Source organism: Peredibacter starrii (assembly GCF_034259205.1).
Lineage (GTDB): Bacteria > Bdellovibrionota > Bacteriovoracia > Bacteriovoracales > Bacteriovoracaceae > Peredibacter > Peredibacter starrii.
Map to the genome: position 1 here is coordinate 3,603,081 of NZ_CP139487.1, position 13,544 is coordinate 3,616,624.

Here is a 13,544-nt window from a genome sequence, read left to right on the forward strand (position 1 = left end):
GGGAACTATATGCGCAGTACGTAGCCCAAGTTCTTGAGCGTTTTGATGTGAGTTGAGAATGGCTTCAACTTTCTGCGAAGATTTGAGAAGTGCGTATCAAGGTTGTTCACTTCAACGTGAACGTCCTTCCAAAGCATATGAATCAAATCATCCTTATGGATCACGCGATTTGGGTTCTGTGAAAGCACAAGAAGAAGTTGATACTCTTTAGGAGTAAGACGCACAGCTTGGTTATTAAGAATGACTTGATGACCATCAAGATCAATAACCAAGTCTTTAAACTTAATCACTTTATTGTTCTGAAGATTTCTCTTCGAGAGGGCAATACGGTTACGGATACGTGCAACAAGCTCTTCAGTTTGAACTGGTTTCAAAAGGAAGTCGTCCGCTCCAATCTCAAGCCCTTTTACTCGTGCACCCATATCTGAGTCACCAGTTAAGAACAGCACTGGAAGGTTTTGCTTTGCGCGTTTTACCTCTTCATAAACCTGGAAACCATCTTTCCCTGGGATGTGAAGATCGAGAAGAATTGCGTCCGTGTGGTTGTTACGGATGAAATCCAAGCCCTTATCCGGCTCAGTAAAAGACTCAATTGTGAATTGGTCTGATAGCGAACTAGAGAGAACCTCTAAAAGATCTTTATTGTCATCAATGATCGTTACATGCATTCGGTTTTTTTCCATAAGATGCTCCATTGAATGCATATTAAGGCATGTTTAGATCGAACTAAAACTCAAGATATCTTAAATATTTTGTGTGTAATTCCAAATCCCCCAAATGGCTGAAATTTTAGGGGATGTTAAGGAGCTTCTAACATATTGAAAAAGCGTTCTAAGTCCTAGTAACTCTTCAGGTCGTCGATGAGCTTTTCTAATTCTTTCGAATACTTAGGCTGTTCTGCAGTGTGCTTCTTTAGAGAGTCCCCAAACTCTTGATTTAAAACGCTCGTTTGAGGCATTTTTTTGCTAGTTTCGGGCCCAACAGATTGAATTGATGCTGGCTGTCTAGGAGCCTCAGTTGGTGCTACATACGGTTCAGTTTTCTGATAACTCGTTCCAAAAATGCGAATTGGTACAGGAGCAGCATCAACAACTACTTTCTTAGTTGTGACCTTCTGCTTGTAGTATTTGTGAGCGCTGCCTGAAACCGAGGCAGGAAGACGATTAGTAGAGATAAAAATGATCTCTCCCTTCTTCACTGGAGCAGGTGCTTTTTCCTCTACTGAAGCAATTGAGCGGGCCTGGGGCTCCTCTGCTTTAATCTTCTCTGGAAGCTGCTTAAACTCAGATAGTGCCTTATTGAGAGAGGCCAGACCTACCTTCGTAGGAGTGCGAGGAATACCATTTTCTACTTCCGGATCAATAAGTGAAAAAGTACCTGCGGCCACAGTGTACTTCATGTTCTTATCCAGAACGTTAGATACTTCTACTTCACCATTCACAACCAGAACTTGTGAGCGAGAGGTAGCTTGATCAAAAGTCGTAATGAATTCACCTTTCCAGAAATCAACAGCTGCATTGGCAGTTGTAAGAGCTAGAGGATGACGAGCATTCACAGATTGAATCCAGGTCTTCCCTTTCTTCAACTGAACTGACTTATTAAAGAACTTCAGATGCGAGCCACCAGTCATGTGATAAGTAGCATCGAAGTAATCATTCAATGTAACTGAAGCACCCTCTTCAACCATCACCTCAGATTTCTCTTCAATGTGTTGGTTTACTTTAAGCGCACTGGTTTTTCCCTCGGGAGTTACCACGAAAACGGTTCCGTTTAACTCTGTCACTTGAGCAACAGGTTTGGCATAAACGGCCAGAGAAAAAGAAAGAAGTAAAAAGCTACTGCTTAATTTTGTAAGAGATGTCTTCATAGTACCTACTTAGGATTTTCCACTCTTCAGTGTTTCTGTATTTAAGGCGAAATTCTTCTACGGTTTTAAGAAACTTCTGATGCTCACCCTGATTGTACTGAGCAAGTGCAAGCCATAGCTTGGCACCACGATAGAACTCAGACTTAGGATAATTCTTCACCAGACGTTCAAGATGTTGTTCAGACCAGTCATAACGTTTACCAGTCTCAAAAGCGGCCACACCTGCTCCGAAAAGCACGCGGTCACTAACGATTTCATGCTTAGGATGGCGAACGATCAGCTCATTATAAAACTGTGCTGACTTCTCATAATTTTTGAAGTGAAGTTCTTTCTCACCAATGGCCAGAAGCTTCTCTGGAGTCCATTTATAGATCTCGTAATTCACAAGATCGTTCGTGTCCATTTTGGGAACGCTGGCGATTTTTCTCACAGGAGTAGTGGCCGCGGGGGCCTTTGCTTGAGAAGCAAAATACTTATTCTTTGATTCAAGTTGTGAGATCTGATATTTGAGATCTGAGATCTGCACCTGGAGAAGACGATTCTCTTTGGCGAGAGCGAGTGCTTTCTTTTCGTACTGTAATTGGGCATCTAATTTCGCCATCACAGTTTTATCCATTCCTCCGAATTTCCAGAGAGAAAAGACATAGCCAAATGCCAGAAGTAGAAACACAAAAAATAGCTTCATAATTGACCCTCAGGGCTCCATTAAACTCGTTTATTTATCGGTAAATTGACTGAAATCTTTAGTTAAAGAATTTGGAAGAAAATGCCGATATCTGCAGCAGGAGTAATCAATATGGCTTTTCGCACACTTGGACTTTGTCTACTTTTCCTCTCAATTTCAGTAGTTGCCCATGCTAACCGTAGCCCGGCCGTAGAGGATTTCGTAGGGATCGAGATAGATCAGCCAGAAGCAACTCCACACGCCAGCGACACTCTCTTCAATCTTGAACAAGACATGACTAAGCTTGAAGAATCGAGAACAAATCCACCTAAGCCTGAACTTGTAGAACCAAGTAAACCATGGAGTGCTTTCTCTATGCTTGCAGTGGTTTTAGGAGTTGGTTTACCGACTTTTGTATGGCTCACAATCATGGGTCACCTTCGTAAAAAGGCCACACTTGAAAGTGCTTCTAATCTGGAAGTGCTGGAGAAGTATCGTAAAGAAAGAGAACTGGCGAAACAAAGCGAAGAGTCTACTCGTAAAGCGTCTTAGAAGCGCTCCCACTCTCCCCGACTTTTGTATTTCATGATTCGTTGAATGTGATTGTACATCACGGCGATTTCGCGCACGCCATCTCCATCAACATCGTAAACGTTCACGTTATAATCGCGACGCCAGTACTGCTCCCGCTGGGCCTCTTTTTCGTGATAAAAATGTGGCCCTTCAGTCATTGAAATGTTGTTGAGATCATTGTCCTCAAAGGAAAGAACATAGATTCTGCCAGTTGATTCAAAACGCTTTCCCTTGGTACTTCCTTCATCCAGGAAAACAATCGCGACCTTGACCTTTTGGGAAATATTCACGAGTTTGATTTTATAAATAGCACTCTCGGACCCCATTGCGAGCATCTTACCCTCAAAGATTTTTCTCTGAGAAGGATCGCGGATTTCGAGCCAATCTACCCCGTCCCTTTTTTGAGGGATGATAGATTCCTCAAAACCGTCGCCGTTTAAATCGTAACGATAAGAAGATCCCTGGACATTGAATTGGGGAAGGAAGGTCTCTTTGTGTTCTTCACCCAATTTTGGGAGTTCCCCAGTGAGAATCTGGCGAAAATAGCGTTCATCCTGAGAAAAACCCAGTCCGGAATAAACCAGCAGAACTAACAAAAAGAGCCAATGATGCACCATGAGTCCATTGTAACTTAAAGTTCCGTTTGTTAGTATCTTCTGGTTTAAAGGAAGGTTTTGCATGATTATTTCGCTCGGTTTTATCCGTTCTTCTAGCCAAGTGCTGATCAAGGAACTTAATTGGCTTCAAAATAGCCTTGAGACTCGAATTATCGACGTTACTGATCTTGCTGATCAAAACCTCCAGGCTTTATTTATCCACGATAATGAGCACTACAGCTCGCTAGTGAGCCTTCTTGAAAAAGAAAAGGCCTTCTACCCTATCCTGGACGCTAATGACGAAAACCTAACCCTATCTTCTTTTGAATCAATGCCTGCTCAGCAGTTCCGCGATATTTACCTGAAGGTACTTAACCGCTGGACCATGCACCAGAACTTCAGCTCTATTGAGAATGTTTGGAAAATCACGAATCACTTCCGTGAACTTTGGAAAAAAGACCGTATCACGTTCTTTGAAGAGTTCTGGTACTGGATGAAGAGAAACATCGGTGCAACTGAAATGACGATGCTTTTCAACGATGTGATTTCGACTGAAGAGAAAGATGAGAACAACGAGAAGAAAGAACGTCCAAAACTTACTACCTCTCTTCTTTCTGGTACTAAGAAATGTAATTTCCAACAAGGTGCCGCCAAAGAAAGAGAACTTATGGCGAGCTACATTGATAAATTCCATGATGTATTCGAAGTAACTGAATTCAATCCATCGAAAGGTCAGTTCGTAGCAACTGCTCAGATTGAAAGAAGCCCGATTATGTTTATGGCGAGAACTGCTCAGTTGAATCAGTTGCAGAGAACTGTTTTAGCGGCGGTGTTTAACGGACTGCAAGTTTAATCCAAAATAAAAAAGGCCACGAAAGTGGCCTTTTTTTTTGTAATTCATTTTCATTTCAAATAGTTTCATTTTTAGAAAATCATTAAATTCAGACTTCAATCAACTACTTCTTGGCAATCAAACTTGATATTCCAATTTGGAAGATCAAAAAGGTGATATCAATTATTTAAAATAGTTTTCGAGAGATTAGATAGTCTTGAAGCAGAAACACCAATCCTTCCACATAAGCGCAAAAGGATTGGACTAAAAAATAAGGACTAACTTCCAAAATGCCCTAACGGCTCCCCAGCAAGAACATGAAAGTGAGTATGAAAAACTGTCTGGCCCGCATTCGGTCCAAGGTTTGTCACAACTCTGAATCCGCCTTTTTCAAGACCTTCGTTCATGGTGTAAGTGCGAATAGCATTAAACACATCTGAAAGCTCTTTAGGATCGTTTTTAGCGAGATCATTAATGTCTTTAGTGTGCGACTTATGAATAAAGAGCTGATGAATCTTCGCCTGAGGACGCAGGTCCTTAAAGCCAATCACGGTTTCATTTTCAAAAATCTTAGTTGAAGGAATTTCACCCTTAACAATTTTACAGAAAATGCAGTCGCTCATATTACCCCTTCACGCGCTCGATTTTGGCACCGAGCCCAGTTAGTTTCTCGTCGATTTTCTCATAACCACGATCCAGATGGTAGACACGCTGAATTTCACTCTGACCTTGGGCCACAAGTGCGCAAAGAATAAGTGCAGCAGATGCTCTTAAGTCCGTACACATTACTGGTGCAGCACTTAAAGATTCCACGCCTTCAATCGTCGCAGAGTTACCTTTAATCGTTACCTTTGTACCCATACGTGCCATCTCCGGAACGTGCATGAAACGGTTTTCAAAAATTGTTTCAGTCACAACCGAATTACCATCAACCACACTCATGAGCGCCATCATCTGGGCCTGAACGTCAGTTGGAAAACCTGGATAAGGAGCAGTATCAATGATGGCACCTTTTAGACGGTTTGATTTTTTCACATGAACAAAATCATTTCCAAGTTCAAGGTTCGCACCCATCTTCGTCAGAGTATCTAAAACGTTTGTTAAGTGCTTCGGATTGAAGCCTTCAACTTTCACATCTCCACCACTCATAATACCTGCGATGATAAATGTGGCGGCCTCAATACGGTCACCAATCACGCGGTATGGTTTAGCAGGAGCTTTTAGTTTTTTGATGTCCATTCCATGAATGGTGATGCGAGATGTTCCAGCACCTTCAATATTTACACCTTGAGCGATTAAGAAATCAGCAAGGTCATCAATCTCTGGCTCCATTGCTGCGTTCTCAATAACTGTTTCACCTTCGGCAAGAACTGCGGCCATCATGATGTTCTCAGTGGCACCAACACTTGGGAAAGGAAGAGTAACAACAGCACCTTTAAGCTTGTCGCATTTCGCTTTGATGTAACCATTCTCAATTTGAATTTCAGCGCCAAGTTTTTCCATTCCCATCAAGTGAATATCAACTGGACGAGCACCAATGGCACAACCTCCAGGAAGAGAAACCGAAGCAACACCATAACGAGCAAGAAGAGGTCCAAGTACCAGAACCGAAGCTCTCATGGTTTTTACCAGTGAGTAGTCTGCGTGTTGATTTTCTAAGTGTGAAGCATCAAGCACAATTTCGTCACCTGACTTCGAAACTTTCACACCCATGCTCTGAAGTAGTTTTACAATCGTTCCAACGTCCATGAGATCAGGAATCTTTGTGAACGTTACTGGATATGGACACAGAAGTGTTGCCGCTAGAATTGGTAGAGTTGCGTTTTTAGCTGAAGATATATGAACAGATCCCTTTAATTGACATGGGCCCGTTACGAGTAGTTTATCCATTGATTTCCGCCTTGAAGTAGGATGAATCAATTTTATGAGGAAAGTAAGATAGAGAAAAGCGGTAATTCATTTCAAGTAAGGCGTCATATTTCTTTTAGATCCAAGGATCTGGCCCTAGGAAATTGTGGCATGACTCTTGGACTAAAGGTCATCTTTAAGACCCCCTGTCCAAAAGGTGCCAGGTTGAAGATGGATAAGTTATTGGAAGAGCTGATTAGGAAGTACGAAGTTCACCTTCAAGATGGGCTGGATTGTCTTGCAGACATGAGAAAAGGGTCTACGAATTACCAAACTCAATTCAGCATTAATTCCATTTGGAGAATGCTATTAAAAGATTTAAGAGAATTATCCGATAAGGTCCAACATGATAGTCATAAAAAAGGACAGTGAAGATTTCAAACGATTAAGCTTAGAAGTGCTTGATGCGTGTCCAGTGAATACTTCAAAAGAGTTTATGGATGGATACATCGATTTCGTTGATGCAATCTTCGAGGAACTAGAAGGTTTTTCTAATATCTTTTGGAATTACAGAGCAGGAACCTGTGAGATTGACTTCGAGTTAATCTTTGATAGTGCCAATAAAACCGTTACCAAAAGATCTTCCTCAATCGAATTCCTGAGAGGCGCCAGACTCGCTGAAAAAGAAACCCTCGCCGCAATGATCTTCGCCTTTAAGTTCGAACCCAAGCACCAAGAAGCTTAGGCTTTCTTCCCTCTCAAGAAGCGGTTACTTCCACCAAAATCTTTTATCACGATGACTTCCTGAAAACTAAGCTCTTTCAAAATCTTTGCTTGTGCTTCAAGCTCCAGCTCATGCCCTTCCATCATGAAGACTCCACCAGGCAGCAAGTGATCGCGAACCTGAGTAAAGAAGGTTGTAAACCAGGCATTATAGTTTTGGTCATCTAAGAAAAGCGCCATATGTGGTTCATGCATATCAACTTGTTGGTGAACTAAGTCACGGTGACTCTTAGACTTGATGTATGGAGGATTAGAGACAATCAGTTCAAAGGACTCATGCACCTCTTTCAATCTATCTGACTTTAGAAACTCACAACGATCTAAAAGGCGAAGCCTTCTGGCATTGGTTTGTGCCACTTTTAAAGCGTCTGGAGAAAGATCAACTCCAAGACCAGTCAAGGCCACATTTTTTAAAAGAAGCGAGAGAAGAATCACTCCACTTCCTGTCCCTACATCCAGCACATTGGAGTAAGACTTTTTCTCTCTCACGAGAATATCCACGAACTCTTCAGTTTCAGGTCTTGGAATAAGAACTCGAGAATTCACATAAAAAACATTCTCGTAGAATTCGGCCTTCTCCAGCAGATAAGCAAAGGGAATGCCTTTCAAAAAATCGTTTTCTAATTCTTTTGTGGTTTTAACTGAGACCGAACAACTCGCCTGATCAAGGGCGAGCTTGGGATGAGTTAAGCGGTGTTTTAAAATGTCCTGAACTTCTCGCAAAAAGCGCTGAAGATTTAAACCAGGATAATGATGACCTAACTCAGTTTCACGCTGATAAAAGAAGGAACTCCAGGATTCTCTGAGAGTTTCTATTCTTCTGTCCCTTGAAGAAGGATCGCCTGGTTGTGAGCAATCAAAGCGTCGATTACTTCATCAACGTCGCCGTTCATGAAGGCAGGAAGGTTATAAATCGTATAGTTGATTCGGTGATCTGAAATACGACCCTGAGGATAGTTATATGTTCTGATACGTTCAGAACGGTCACCCGTACCTACGAGACCTTTTCTCATAGAAGCTTCCTTGTTGGCCGCTTCCTGAACTTTTAAGTCATAGAGTTTTGTTTTTAAAATTTTGAACGCTTTCTCTTTGTTCTTCAACTGAGAACGCTCATCCTGCATGGCAATTACGATACCAGTAGGAATGTGAGTAAGACGAACCGCTGAATCGGTGGTGTTTACTGACTGACCACCCGAACCTGATGAACGGTAAACGTCCACGCGGATTTCGTTCATATCAAGCACGATGTCCCCTACTTCGTCTGCTTCAGGCATTACGGCCACTGTAATCGTTGAAGTATGGATACGGCCCTGAGCTTCGGTATCAGGAACACGTTGAACACGGTGTACACCCGATTCATATTTCATCTTCGAGTAAACTTTTTCACCCGAAACGTTCACGATGATCTCTTTAAGACCTCTGTCACCTTCTGAAATTGATACAACTTCAGAGCGCCAGCCTTTACCGTTGAAATAGTTTTTATACATACGCCAAACATCTGCCACGAAGATAGAAGCTTCGTCACCGCCGGCACCAGCACGAATCTCAAGGATTACGTTACGATCGTCGTTTGGATCTTTTGGAAGAAGAAGAAGTTTAAGCTCGTGCTCTACTGTTGGTAGGCCCTTTTCAAGCTCGGCGAGTTCTTCCTTCGCCATTTCACGCATCTCTTCATCTTTTTCATTATGAATGATGTCTTTGTTGCCTTCGATATCAGCAACCATCTTTTTATATTCTTTGTATTTGATAACGATAGGTTCAAGGTTCGCGCGTTCTGCGTTTGTCTCTCTTAATTCTTGAGCACGATCATAAAGTGAGGGATCGGCCAATCTTTCAGTTAGAATTTCAAAACGTCTGACAACAGCATCTAATTTATCGAACACGGGAATTTTCCTTCAGGGATTACTACTCTAAGAATTCTTTCAGAGTCGAATTGGTAGTTTCAATTTCGGTGATGTTCTGGATATCAATTTCTTCCAGGTTCAACACTTTGCTTTTAGCATCTTTAAGATTGTATTTGTCCTCTAGAAACAACACGGCCTTGATCGAAGAAAGAGCAACTTCAAGTTGCTGATCATCCGGCTCTTTAGTCGTTAATTTCTGAAGAAGCATACCCGGAGCACTCATTGCTCTTGCCCACCATTGATCAGAACACTTACCAGCAGTTTTAATAAGCTCATAGCTGATACCAGCAACTGGTAACATCAATGCCACTTTAAACAACACGGCCACAACGTGACGAAGAATTGGTGGAAGATTTGTTCCGATCGGTACCAGAGTGAATACCGCAGAGAACATGATGATCGAAATCAGAATTAAAAAGAAGATGAAACTTGTACCGCAACGTGGGTGAAGAGTTGTGAACTTACGAGCATTATCAACCGTAAGATCCATTCCTGCTTCAAATGTCGCAATCGATTTATGTTCGGCCCCGTGATATTGAAACACGCGATAAACGTCTTTCATAAACGAGATACCCCAAATGTAACTGACGAAGATAATTGCTTTCACGACACCGTCGACAGCATGGAAGGCAAAACTATCAAGTGTCCAGCTCTGACCGAACAAGTCACCGATAGCAAACGCAATCATATGAGGAGCAAATACGAATAAACCGATACCAAAAGAAAAAGACACGGCCATTGTTAGGAAAGTGGCGATATCAACTTTCTCTTTCTTCTTTTGAGAAGCCTCGAACTCCTCAATCGTTTTACCCTTTTTAAGGGCCTTTTCTCTTTCTTCTTCTGCCATAGCAATGTTGGCAGAATAATTTAGTGACACCAGACCATTGGCCATAGTTTCAACTAACATCAGAACACCACGCAGACCTGGCTTCTTTAAGAAATCGAGTTTTTTCGAGAGACCATACCATTGGTCGCGACGAAGACGAATGCTTCCATCCGGCTTTCTAACCGCAACAACAAATGCGTTTGGAGATCTCATCATCACTCCCTCAATAACGGCCTGTCCACCGATAGAGGTATATTGCTTCGTCGTGAGAAGAATGATGCGTTTTAAGGTCTTAATCATCCGTTCATTTTATCCAAGAAAGCGATGTTGGTCTTCGTATCTCTCATACGTTCAAGGATAAATTCCATAGAATCCATAGTATTCATAGGGTTAAGTACTCGACGAAGGACGAACACTCTCTGAAGATCTTTGTCGGCCATAAGGAGATCTTCCTTACGAGTAGACGATTTGTTGATATCCAGACACGGGAATACACGCTTCTCCATAAGTTTACGGTCAAGCTGGATTTCCGAGTTACCTGTACCTTTGAATTCCTCGAAGATAACTTCATCCATACGCGAACCAGTATCGATAAGCGCAGTTGCGATGATTGTAAGGGATCCACCATTCTCGATGTTACGAGCGGCACCGAAGAAACGCTTAGGCTTGTGAAGGGCGTTCGAATCCACACCACCCGAAAGGATCTTACCAGACGGTGGAACAACTGTGTTGTAAGCACGAGCAAGACGAGTGATTGAATCCAGAAGGATCACTACGTGTTGTTTAGCTTCAACCAGACGTTTAGCTTTTTCAATTACCATTTCAGCAACCTGTACGTGACGAGTAGCAGGTTCATCGAATGTCGAAGAAACTACTTCTGCGCGTACGTTACGCTTCATATCTGTTACTTCTTCCGGACGTTCATCGATCAGAAGAACGATAAGTTTTGCTTCCGGATGATTATCAGAGATTGAGTTAGCAATGTCCTGCATAAGCATGGTTTTACCAGCTTTAGGAGGAGCAACGATCAAACAACGCTGACCAAAACCTTGTGGAACGAAAAGATCGATCACACGAGTTGAATAGTTAGTTGGTTTTGATTCAAGTTGGATTTTCTTATTCGGATAAAGCGGAGTTAAGTTATCGAATAGAACCGTTGAACGGTGAGCTTCCGGATCACGGAAGTTAATGTGATTTACTTTTAGAAGTGCGAAGTAACGCTCGCCTTCTTTCGGAGTACGGATCTGACCTTCAATTGTGTCACCAGTACGAAGACCGAAACGACGGATTTGAGAAGGAGAAACGTAGATATCATCCGCACCTGGTAGGTAGTTATAAGATGGAGAACGAAGGAAACCGAAACCATCTGGAAGAATTTCTAGAACACCATCACCGAAGATCTCTTCATTATCTTTTGATTTTTTAGTGAGGAGCGAGAAGATAAGTTCGTGCTTCTTTAAACCGGCCGCGTTTTCAATCTGGGCCTCTTCCGCCATTCTGGTTAGTTCTTCGATGTCTTTTTCACGTAGTGCACTTAAATGCATTCTGTCTCCAGGATTAGATGGAACTCTATTTGTTTGTTCAGTTGGTGATGAATGTCTTGGCTGATCGTCTTGGAAACGTTGACGAGGTTCGCCACGGTGTTCTCCACGATCTCCACCGCGATTTTGCGGATGACGACCACGAGGGCCTTGATCACGATCACCACGATCTTGGCGTGGTGGTCTCTGCTCACGCGGTTCACGTTGTTCACGTGGCTCGCGAGCTGGTGCTGCTTCTTTTGCTTCAACTTCTGGAGTTGTTTCAGCTTCAGCACTCACGGTTTCGGTTTGATCATCTTGAACGGATTTTCTTGGTTTTTTGGTTGTCATGAAATTTTTTGTTTGGGAATTTGGCCGTCGATTAAGATGGCCGGTCGATATAACTGTCTGATTCCTGACTATCTTAACCCGAAATGCACCAATGTCAATTTCTTGTTTTAGCTCCCTGTATAATCTCTGGATTTCAACGGGTTACAAAAATTTAACTACCTACTGGATTAGTCCGTAAATTTTCCGTAAAATGAGCGCATGCGAAAAATCATTCACATTGATATGGACGCGTTCTTTGCGGCAGTCGAAATGCGGGACAACCCTGCCCTTCGAAATGTTCCAATGGCCGTGGGAGGATCGTCGGATCGACGTGGAGTGATTTCAACTTCCAACTATGAGGCCCGAAAGTATGGCGTTCGTTCGGCCATGCCGACCAAGACTGCGCTTAAACTCTGCCCTCACCTGGTTCTGGTCCGCGGAAGAATGTCTAAATATAAAGAGGCCTCCGACATCGTGTTCGAAATTTTTCATGAGTATACGGACCTCGTTCAAGGTCTATCACTGGATGAGGCCTATCTTGATGTCACGGACTGCGATATGTTTCAAAACTCGGCCACCTGGATTGCTCAGGACATCCGTAAAAAAATTTATGAGAGAACCGGAGGGCTCACAGCTTCCGCGGGAATTGCTCCTAATAAGTTGATCGCTAAAATCGCAAGTGATTATAGAAAGCCGAATGGCCAATTCACTGTCGCGCCCAAAGACATTGAAGACTTTATGAAAACCATTCCGATTGAACGCATTCACGGGATCGGTAAAGTGACGGCCAAACATATGCATGAGATGGGAATTAAAACTTGTCTTGATATGCAGGGCTACACTCGCAGTGAACTTATTTATCACTTTGGCAAATTCGGAGACGCGCTTTTTGATTATTGCCGTGGTCACGATGAGCGAGAAGTTGAGACGGAATATGAAAGAAAGTCTCTAGGGACTGAGGAAACTTTTTCTAAGGACATTTCCAATTTTGATGAGATGAAAATTCATTTGGTCCGCATGGTGGAAGAAGTTAAAAACGATCTTGCTCACTATGAAGATCGAACTGTAAAAAATCTTCACGTGAAAATTAAGTATTTCGACTTCAAGCAAACCACCATCGAAAGACAGATGCCTTTTAATGAAGAAAGTTTTGTCTATCTATTAGAAGAACGTTGGGCCCAGGATCCCCGACCGGTTCGTCTCTTAGGAGTGGGAGTAAAATTTGAAGAGGAAAAGGTCATGGATGAGAACAACTATCAACTCTCGCTTTTGACGGAACCAAAGCTTTAAGCTACAACGAACATCATGTCAGAATTTGCACTACCAACCGATCATCCTCTTCATTTAAAGACCGTTCTTGCGATGGATTTCGGGGAGAAGTTTATTGGAGTTGCCACTTTTTGCGTGAATCGTGATCCCTTTCCTACCCCATACGGCAGAATTCAAAACACAGGTCCGGATGCCGTCATCAAAGAACTCAAACGAATTATTGATGATGAATTTGTGGATCTGATCGTCATTGGCCTTCCGCATTTGACCGATGGGCAAAAGACAAGCACCACTACTAAGGCGCAAAATTTTGTGAACTTTATACGGGAGCATTTTACTCTCCCTATTGAGGAGCAAGATGAGACTCTGTCGACTTTTGAGGCCGAATCTCGAATGAAAAATTCCCCACGCTATAATTTCCAAGTGGATCTGAAGCAAATTGATGCGGTCGCGGCCAGTGTGATTTTGGAAGATTTTATCCGCCGCACAAAGCATCGTCCTGGTTTATAATCTATTGATATAACTCTATCGG

15 protein-coding genes are annotated in these 13,544 nt (G+C 42.5%); 5 read left to right on the forward strand and 10 right to left on the reverse strand.

Annotated features, from left to right (window positions below):
• Positions 1-5: 5 nt before the first annotated feature.
• The 3 genes from SOO65_RS18015 to SOO65_RS18025 form a co-directional block, all read right to left on the reverse strand.
• Positions 6-683, reverse strand: coding sequence for a response regulator transcription factor (locus SOO65_RS18015; RefSeq protein WP_321393665.1), 678 nt, complete (start codon positions 681-683; stop codon positions 6-8).
• 155 nt (positions 684-838) lie between these two features.
• On the reverse strand, positions 839-1,867 hold the full coding sequence (locus SOO65_RS18020) for a FecR family protein (protein WP_321393668.1): 1,029 nt from the start codon (positions 1,865-1,867) through the stop codon (positions 839-841).
• The gene (locus SOO65_RS18025) at positions 1,836-2,552 is read right to left on the reverse strand and encodes a tetratricopeptide repeat protein (protein WP_321393671.1); all 717 of its coding nucleotides are present in this window, start codon (positions 2,550-2,552) and stop codon (positions 1,836-1,838) included. Before SOO65_RS18025 ends, SOO65_RS18020 begins: the two co-directional genes overlap by 32 nt.
• A 111-nt stretch (positions 2,553-2,663) precedes the next feature.
• On the opposite strand from SOO65_RS18025, the gene SOO65_RS18030 reads away from it, so the two are divergent.
• On the forward strand, positions 2,664-3,083 hold the full coding sequence (locus tag SOO65_RS18030; RefSeq protein WP_321393674.1) for a hypothetical protein: 420 nt from the start codon (positions 2,664-2,666) through the stop codon (positions 3,081-3,083).
• Here SOO65_RS18030 and SOO65_RS18035 read toward each other — a convergent pair.
• Positions 3,080-3,721 carry a hypothetical protein gene (locus SOO65_RS18035; protein ID WP_321393676.1) on the reverse strand — a complete coding sequence of 214 codons (642 nt, stop codon included), beginning with the start codon at positions 3,719-3,721 and terminating at the stop codon, positions 3,080-3,082. The two genes, SOO65_RS18030 and SOO65_RS18035, sit on opposite strands and share 4 nt — an antisense overlap.
• Positions 3,722-3,782: 61 nt before the next feature.
• On the opposite strand from SOO65_RS18035, the gene SOO65_RS18040 reads away from it, so the two are divergent.
• The gene (locus SOO65_RS18040) at positions 3,783-4,553 is read left to right on the forward strand and encodes a hypothetical protein (protein ID WP_321393679.1); all 771 of its coding nucleotides are present in this window, start codon (positions 3,783-3,785) and stop codon (positions 4,551-4,553) included.
• A 257-nt stretch (positions 4,554-4,810) separates the two neighbouring features.
• Here SOO65_RS18040 and SOO65_RS18045 read toward each other — a convergent pair whose 3' ends face one another.
• Entirely contained in the window at positions 4,811-5,155 is a 345-nt protein-coding gene (locus SOO65_RS18045; RefSeq protein ID WP_321393681.1) for a histidine triad nucleotide-binding protein, read from the reverse strand.
• A gap of 1 nt (position 5,156) precedes the next feature.
• Positions 5,157-6,422, reverse strand: coding sequence for a UDP-N-acetylglucosamine 1-carboxyvinyltransferase (gene murA / locus SOO65_RS18050; protein WP_321393684.1), 1,266 nt, complete (start codon positions 6,420-6,422; stop codon positions 5,157-5,159).
• Positions 6,423-6,786: 364 nt separating this feature from the next.
• Between murA and SOO65_RS18055 the strand changes: the two genes are divergently transcribed.
• Positions 6,787-7,125 (forward strand): hypothetical protein, encoded by a 339-nt coding sequence (locus SOO65_RS18055; RefSeq protein WP_321393687.1) that lies wholly within the window; start codon positions 6,787-6,789, stop codon positions 7,123-7,125.
• Here the strand turns inward: SOO65_RS18055 and SOO65_RS18060 are convergent.
• The 4 genes from SOO65_RS18060 to rho form a co-directional block, all read right to left on the reverse strand.
• Positions 7,122-7,886, reverse strand: a complete 765-nt coding sequence (locus tag SOO65_RS18060) for a HemK/PrmC family methyltransferase (RefSeq protein ID WP_321393690.1) — start codon at positions 7,884-7,886, stop codon at positions 7,122-7,124. The two genes, SOO65_RS18055 and SOO65_RS18060, sit on opposite strands and share 4 nt — an antisense overlap.
• Positions 7,887-7,975: 89 nt before the next feature.
• Complete coding sequence (gene prfA, locus SOO65_RS18065) at positions 7,976-9,046, reverse strand: peptide chain release factor 1 (protein WP_407676972.1); 1,071 nt, start codon at positions 9,044-9,046, stop codon at positions 7,976-7,978.
• A gap of 22 nt (positions 9,047-9,068) precedes the next feature.
• The gene (locus SOO65_RS18070; protein ID WP_321393691.1) at positions 9,069-10,193 is read right to left on the reverse strand and encodes a DUF1385 domain-containing protein; all 1,125 of its coding nucleotides are present in this window, start codon (positions 10,191-10,193) and stop codon (positions 9,069-9,071) included.
• Positions 10,190-11,764: a transcription termination factor Rho gene (gene rho, locus SOO65_RS18075; RefSeq protein WP_321393694.1), complete on the reverse strand. Its 1,575-nt coding sequence runs from the start codon at positions 11,762-11,764 to the stop codon at positions 10,190-10,192. Before rho ends, SOO65_RS18070 begins: the two co-directional genes overlap by 4 nt.
• A gap of 198 nt (positions 11,765-11,962) precedes the next feature.
• Between rho and dinB the strand changes: the two genes are divergently transcribed.
• Together dinB and ruvX are read left to right on the forward strand one after the other, a co-directional pair.
• Positions 11,963-13,033 (forward strand): DNA polymerase IV, encoded by a 1,071-nt coding sequence (gene dinB / locus SOO65_RS18080; RefSeq protein WP_321393697.1) that lies wholly within the window; start codon positions 11,963-11,965, stop codon positions 13,031-13,033.
• Positions 13,034-13,048: 15 nt separating this feature from the next.
• A complete protein-coding gene (gene ruvX, locus SOO65_RS18085; protein ID WP_321393700.1) occupies positions 13,049-13,522 on the forward strand; it encodes a Holliday junction resolvase RuvX in 474 nt (157 codons plus the stop codon).
• Positions 13,523-13,544 lie beyond the last annotated feature (22 nt).

Coding starts and splice junctions, on each gene's coding strand:
- rho (WP_321393694.1), bottom strand. CDS start 11,764: ATGACAACCAAAAAACCAAGAAAATCCGTTCAAGATGATCAAACCGAA.
- SOO65_RS18030 (WP_321393674.1), top strand. CDS start 2,664: ATGGCTTTTCGCACACTTGGACTTTGTCTACTTTTCCTCTCAATTTCA.
- SOO65_RS18070 (WP_321393691.1), bottom strand. CDS start 10,193: ATGATTAAGACCTTAAAACGCATCATTCTTCTCACGACGAAGCAATAT.
- ruvX (WP_321393700.1), top strand. CDS start 13,049: ATGTCAGAATTTGCACTACCAACCGATCATCCTCTTCATTTAAAGACC.
- SOO65_RS18015 (WP_321393665.1), bottom strand. CDS start 683: ATGGAAAAAAACCGAATGCATGTAACGATCATTGATGACAATAAAGAT.
- SOO65_RS18035 (WP_321393676.1), bottom strand. CDS start 3,721: ATGGTGCATCATTGGCTCTTTTTGTTAGTTCTGCTGGTTTATTCCGGA.
- SOO65_RS18055 (WP_321393687.1), top strand. CDS start 6,787: ATGATAGTCATAAAAAAGGACAGTGAAGATTTCAAACGATTAAGCTTA.
- SOO65_RS18040 (WP_321393679.1), top strand. CDS start 3,783: ATGATTATTTCGCTCGGTTTTATCCGTTCTTCTAGCCAAGTGCTGATC.
- SOO65_RS18020 (WP_321393668.1), bottom strand. CDS start 1,867: ATGAAGACATCTCTTACAAAATTAAGCAGTAGCTTTTTACTTCTTTCT.
- murA (WP_321393684.1), bottom strand. CDS start 6,422: ATGGATAAACTACTCGTAACGGGCCCATGTCAATTAAAGGGATCTGTT.
- SOO65_RS18025 (WP_321393671.1), bottom strand. CDS start 2,552: ATGAAGCTATTTTTTGTGTTTCTACTTCTGGCATTTGGCTATGTCTTT.
- dinB (WP_321393697.1), top strand. CDS start 11,963: ATGCGAAAAATCATTCACATTGATATGGACGCGTTCTTTGCGGCAGTC.
- SOO65_RS18045 (WP_321393681.1), bottom strand. CDS start 5,155: ATGAGCGACTGCATTTTCTGTAAAATTGTTAAGGGTGAAATTCCTTCA.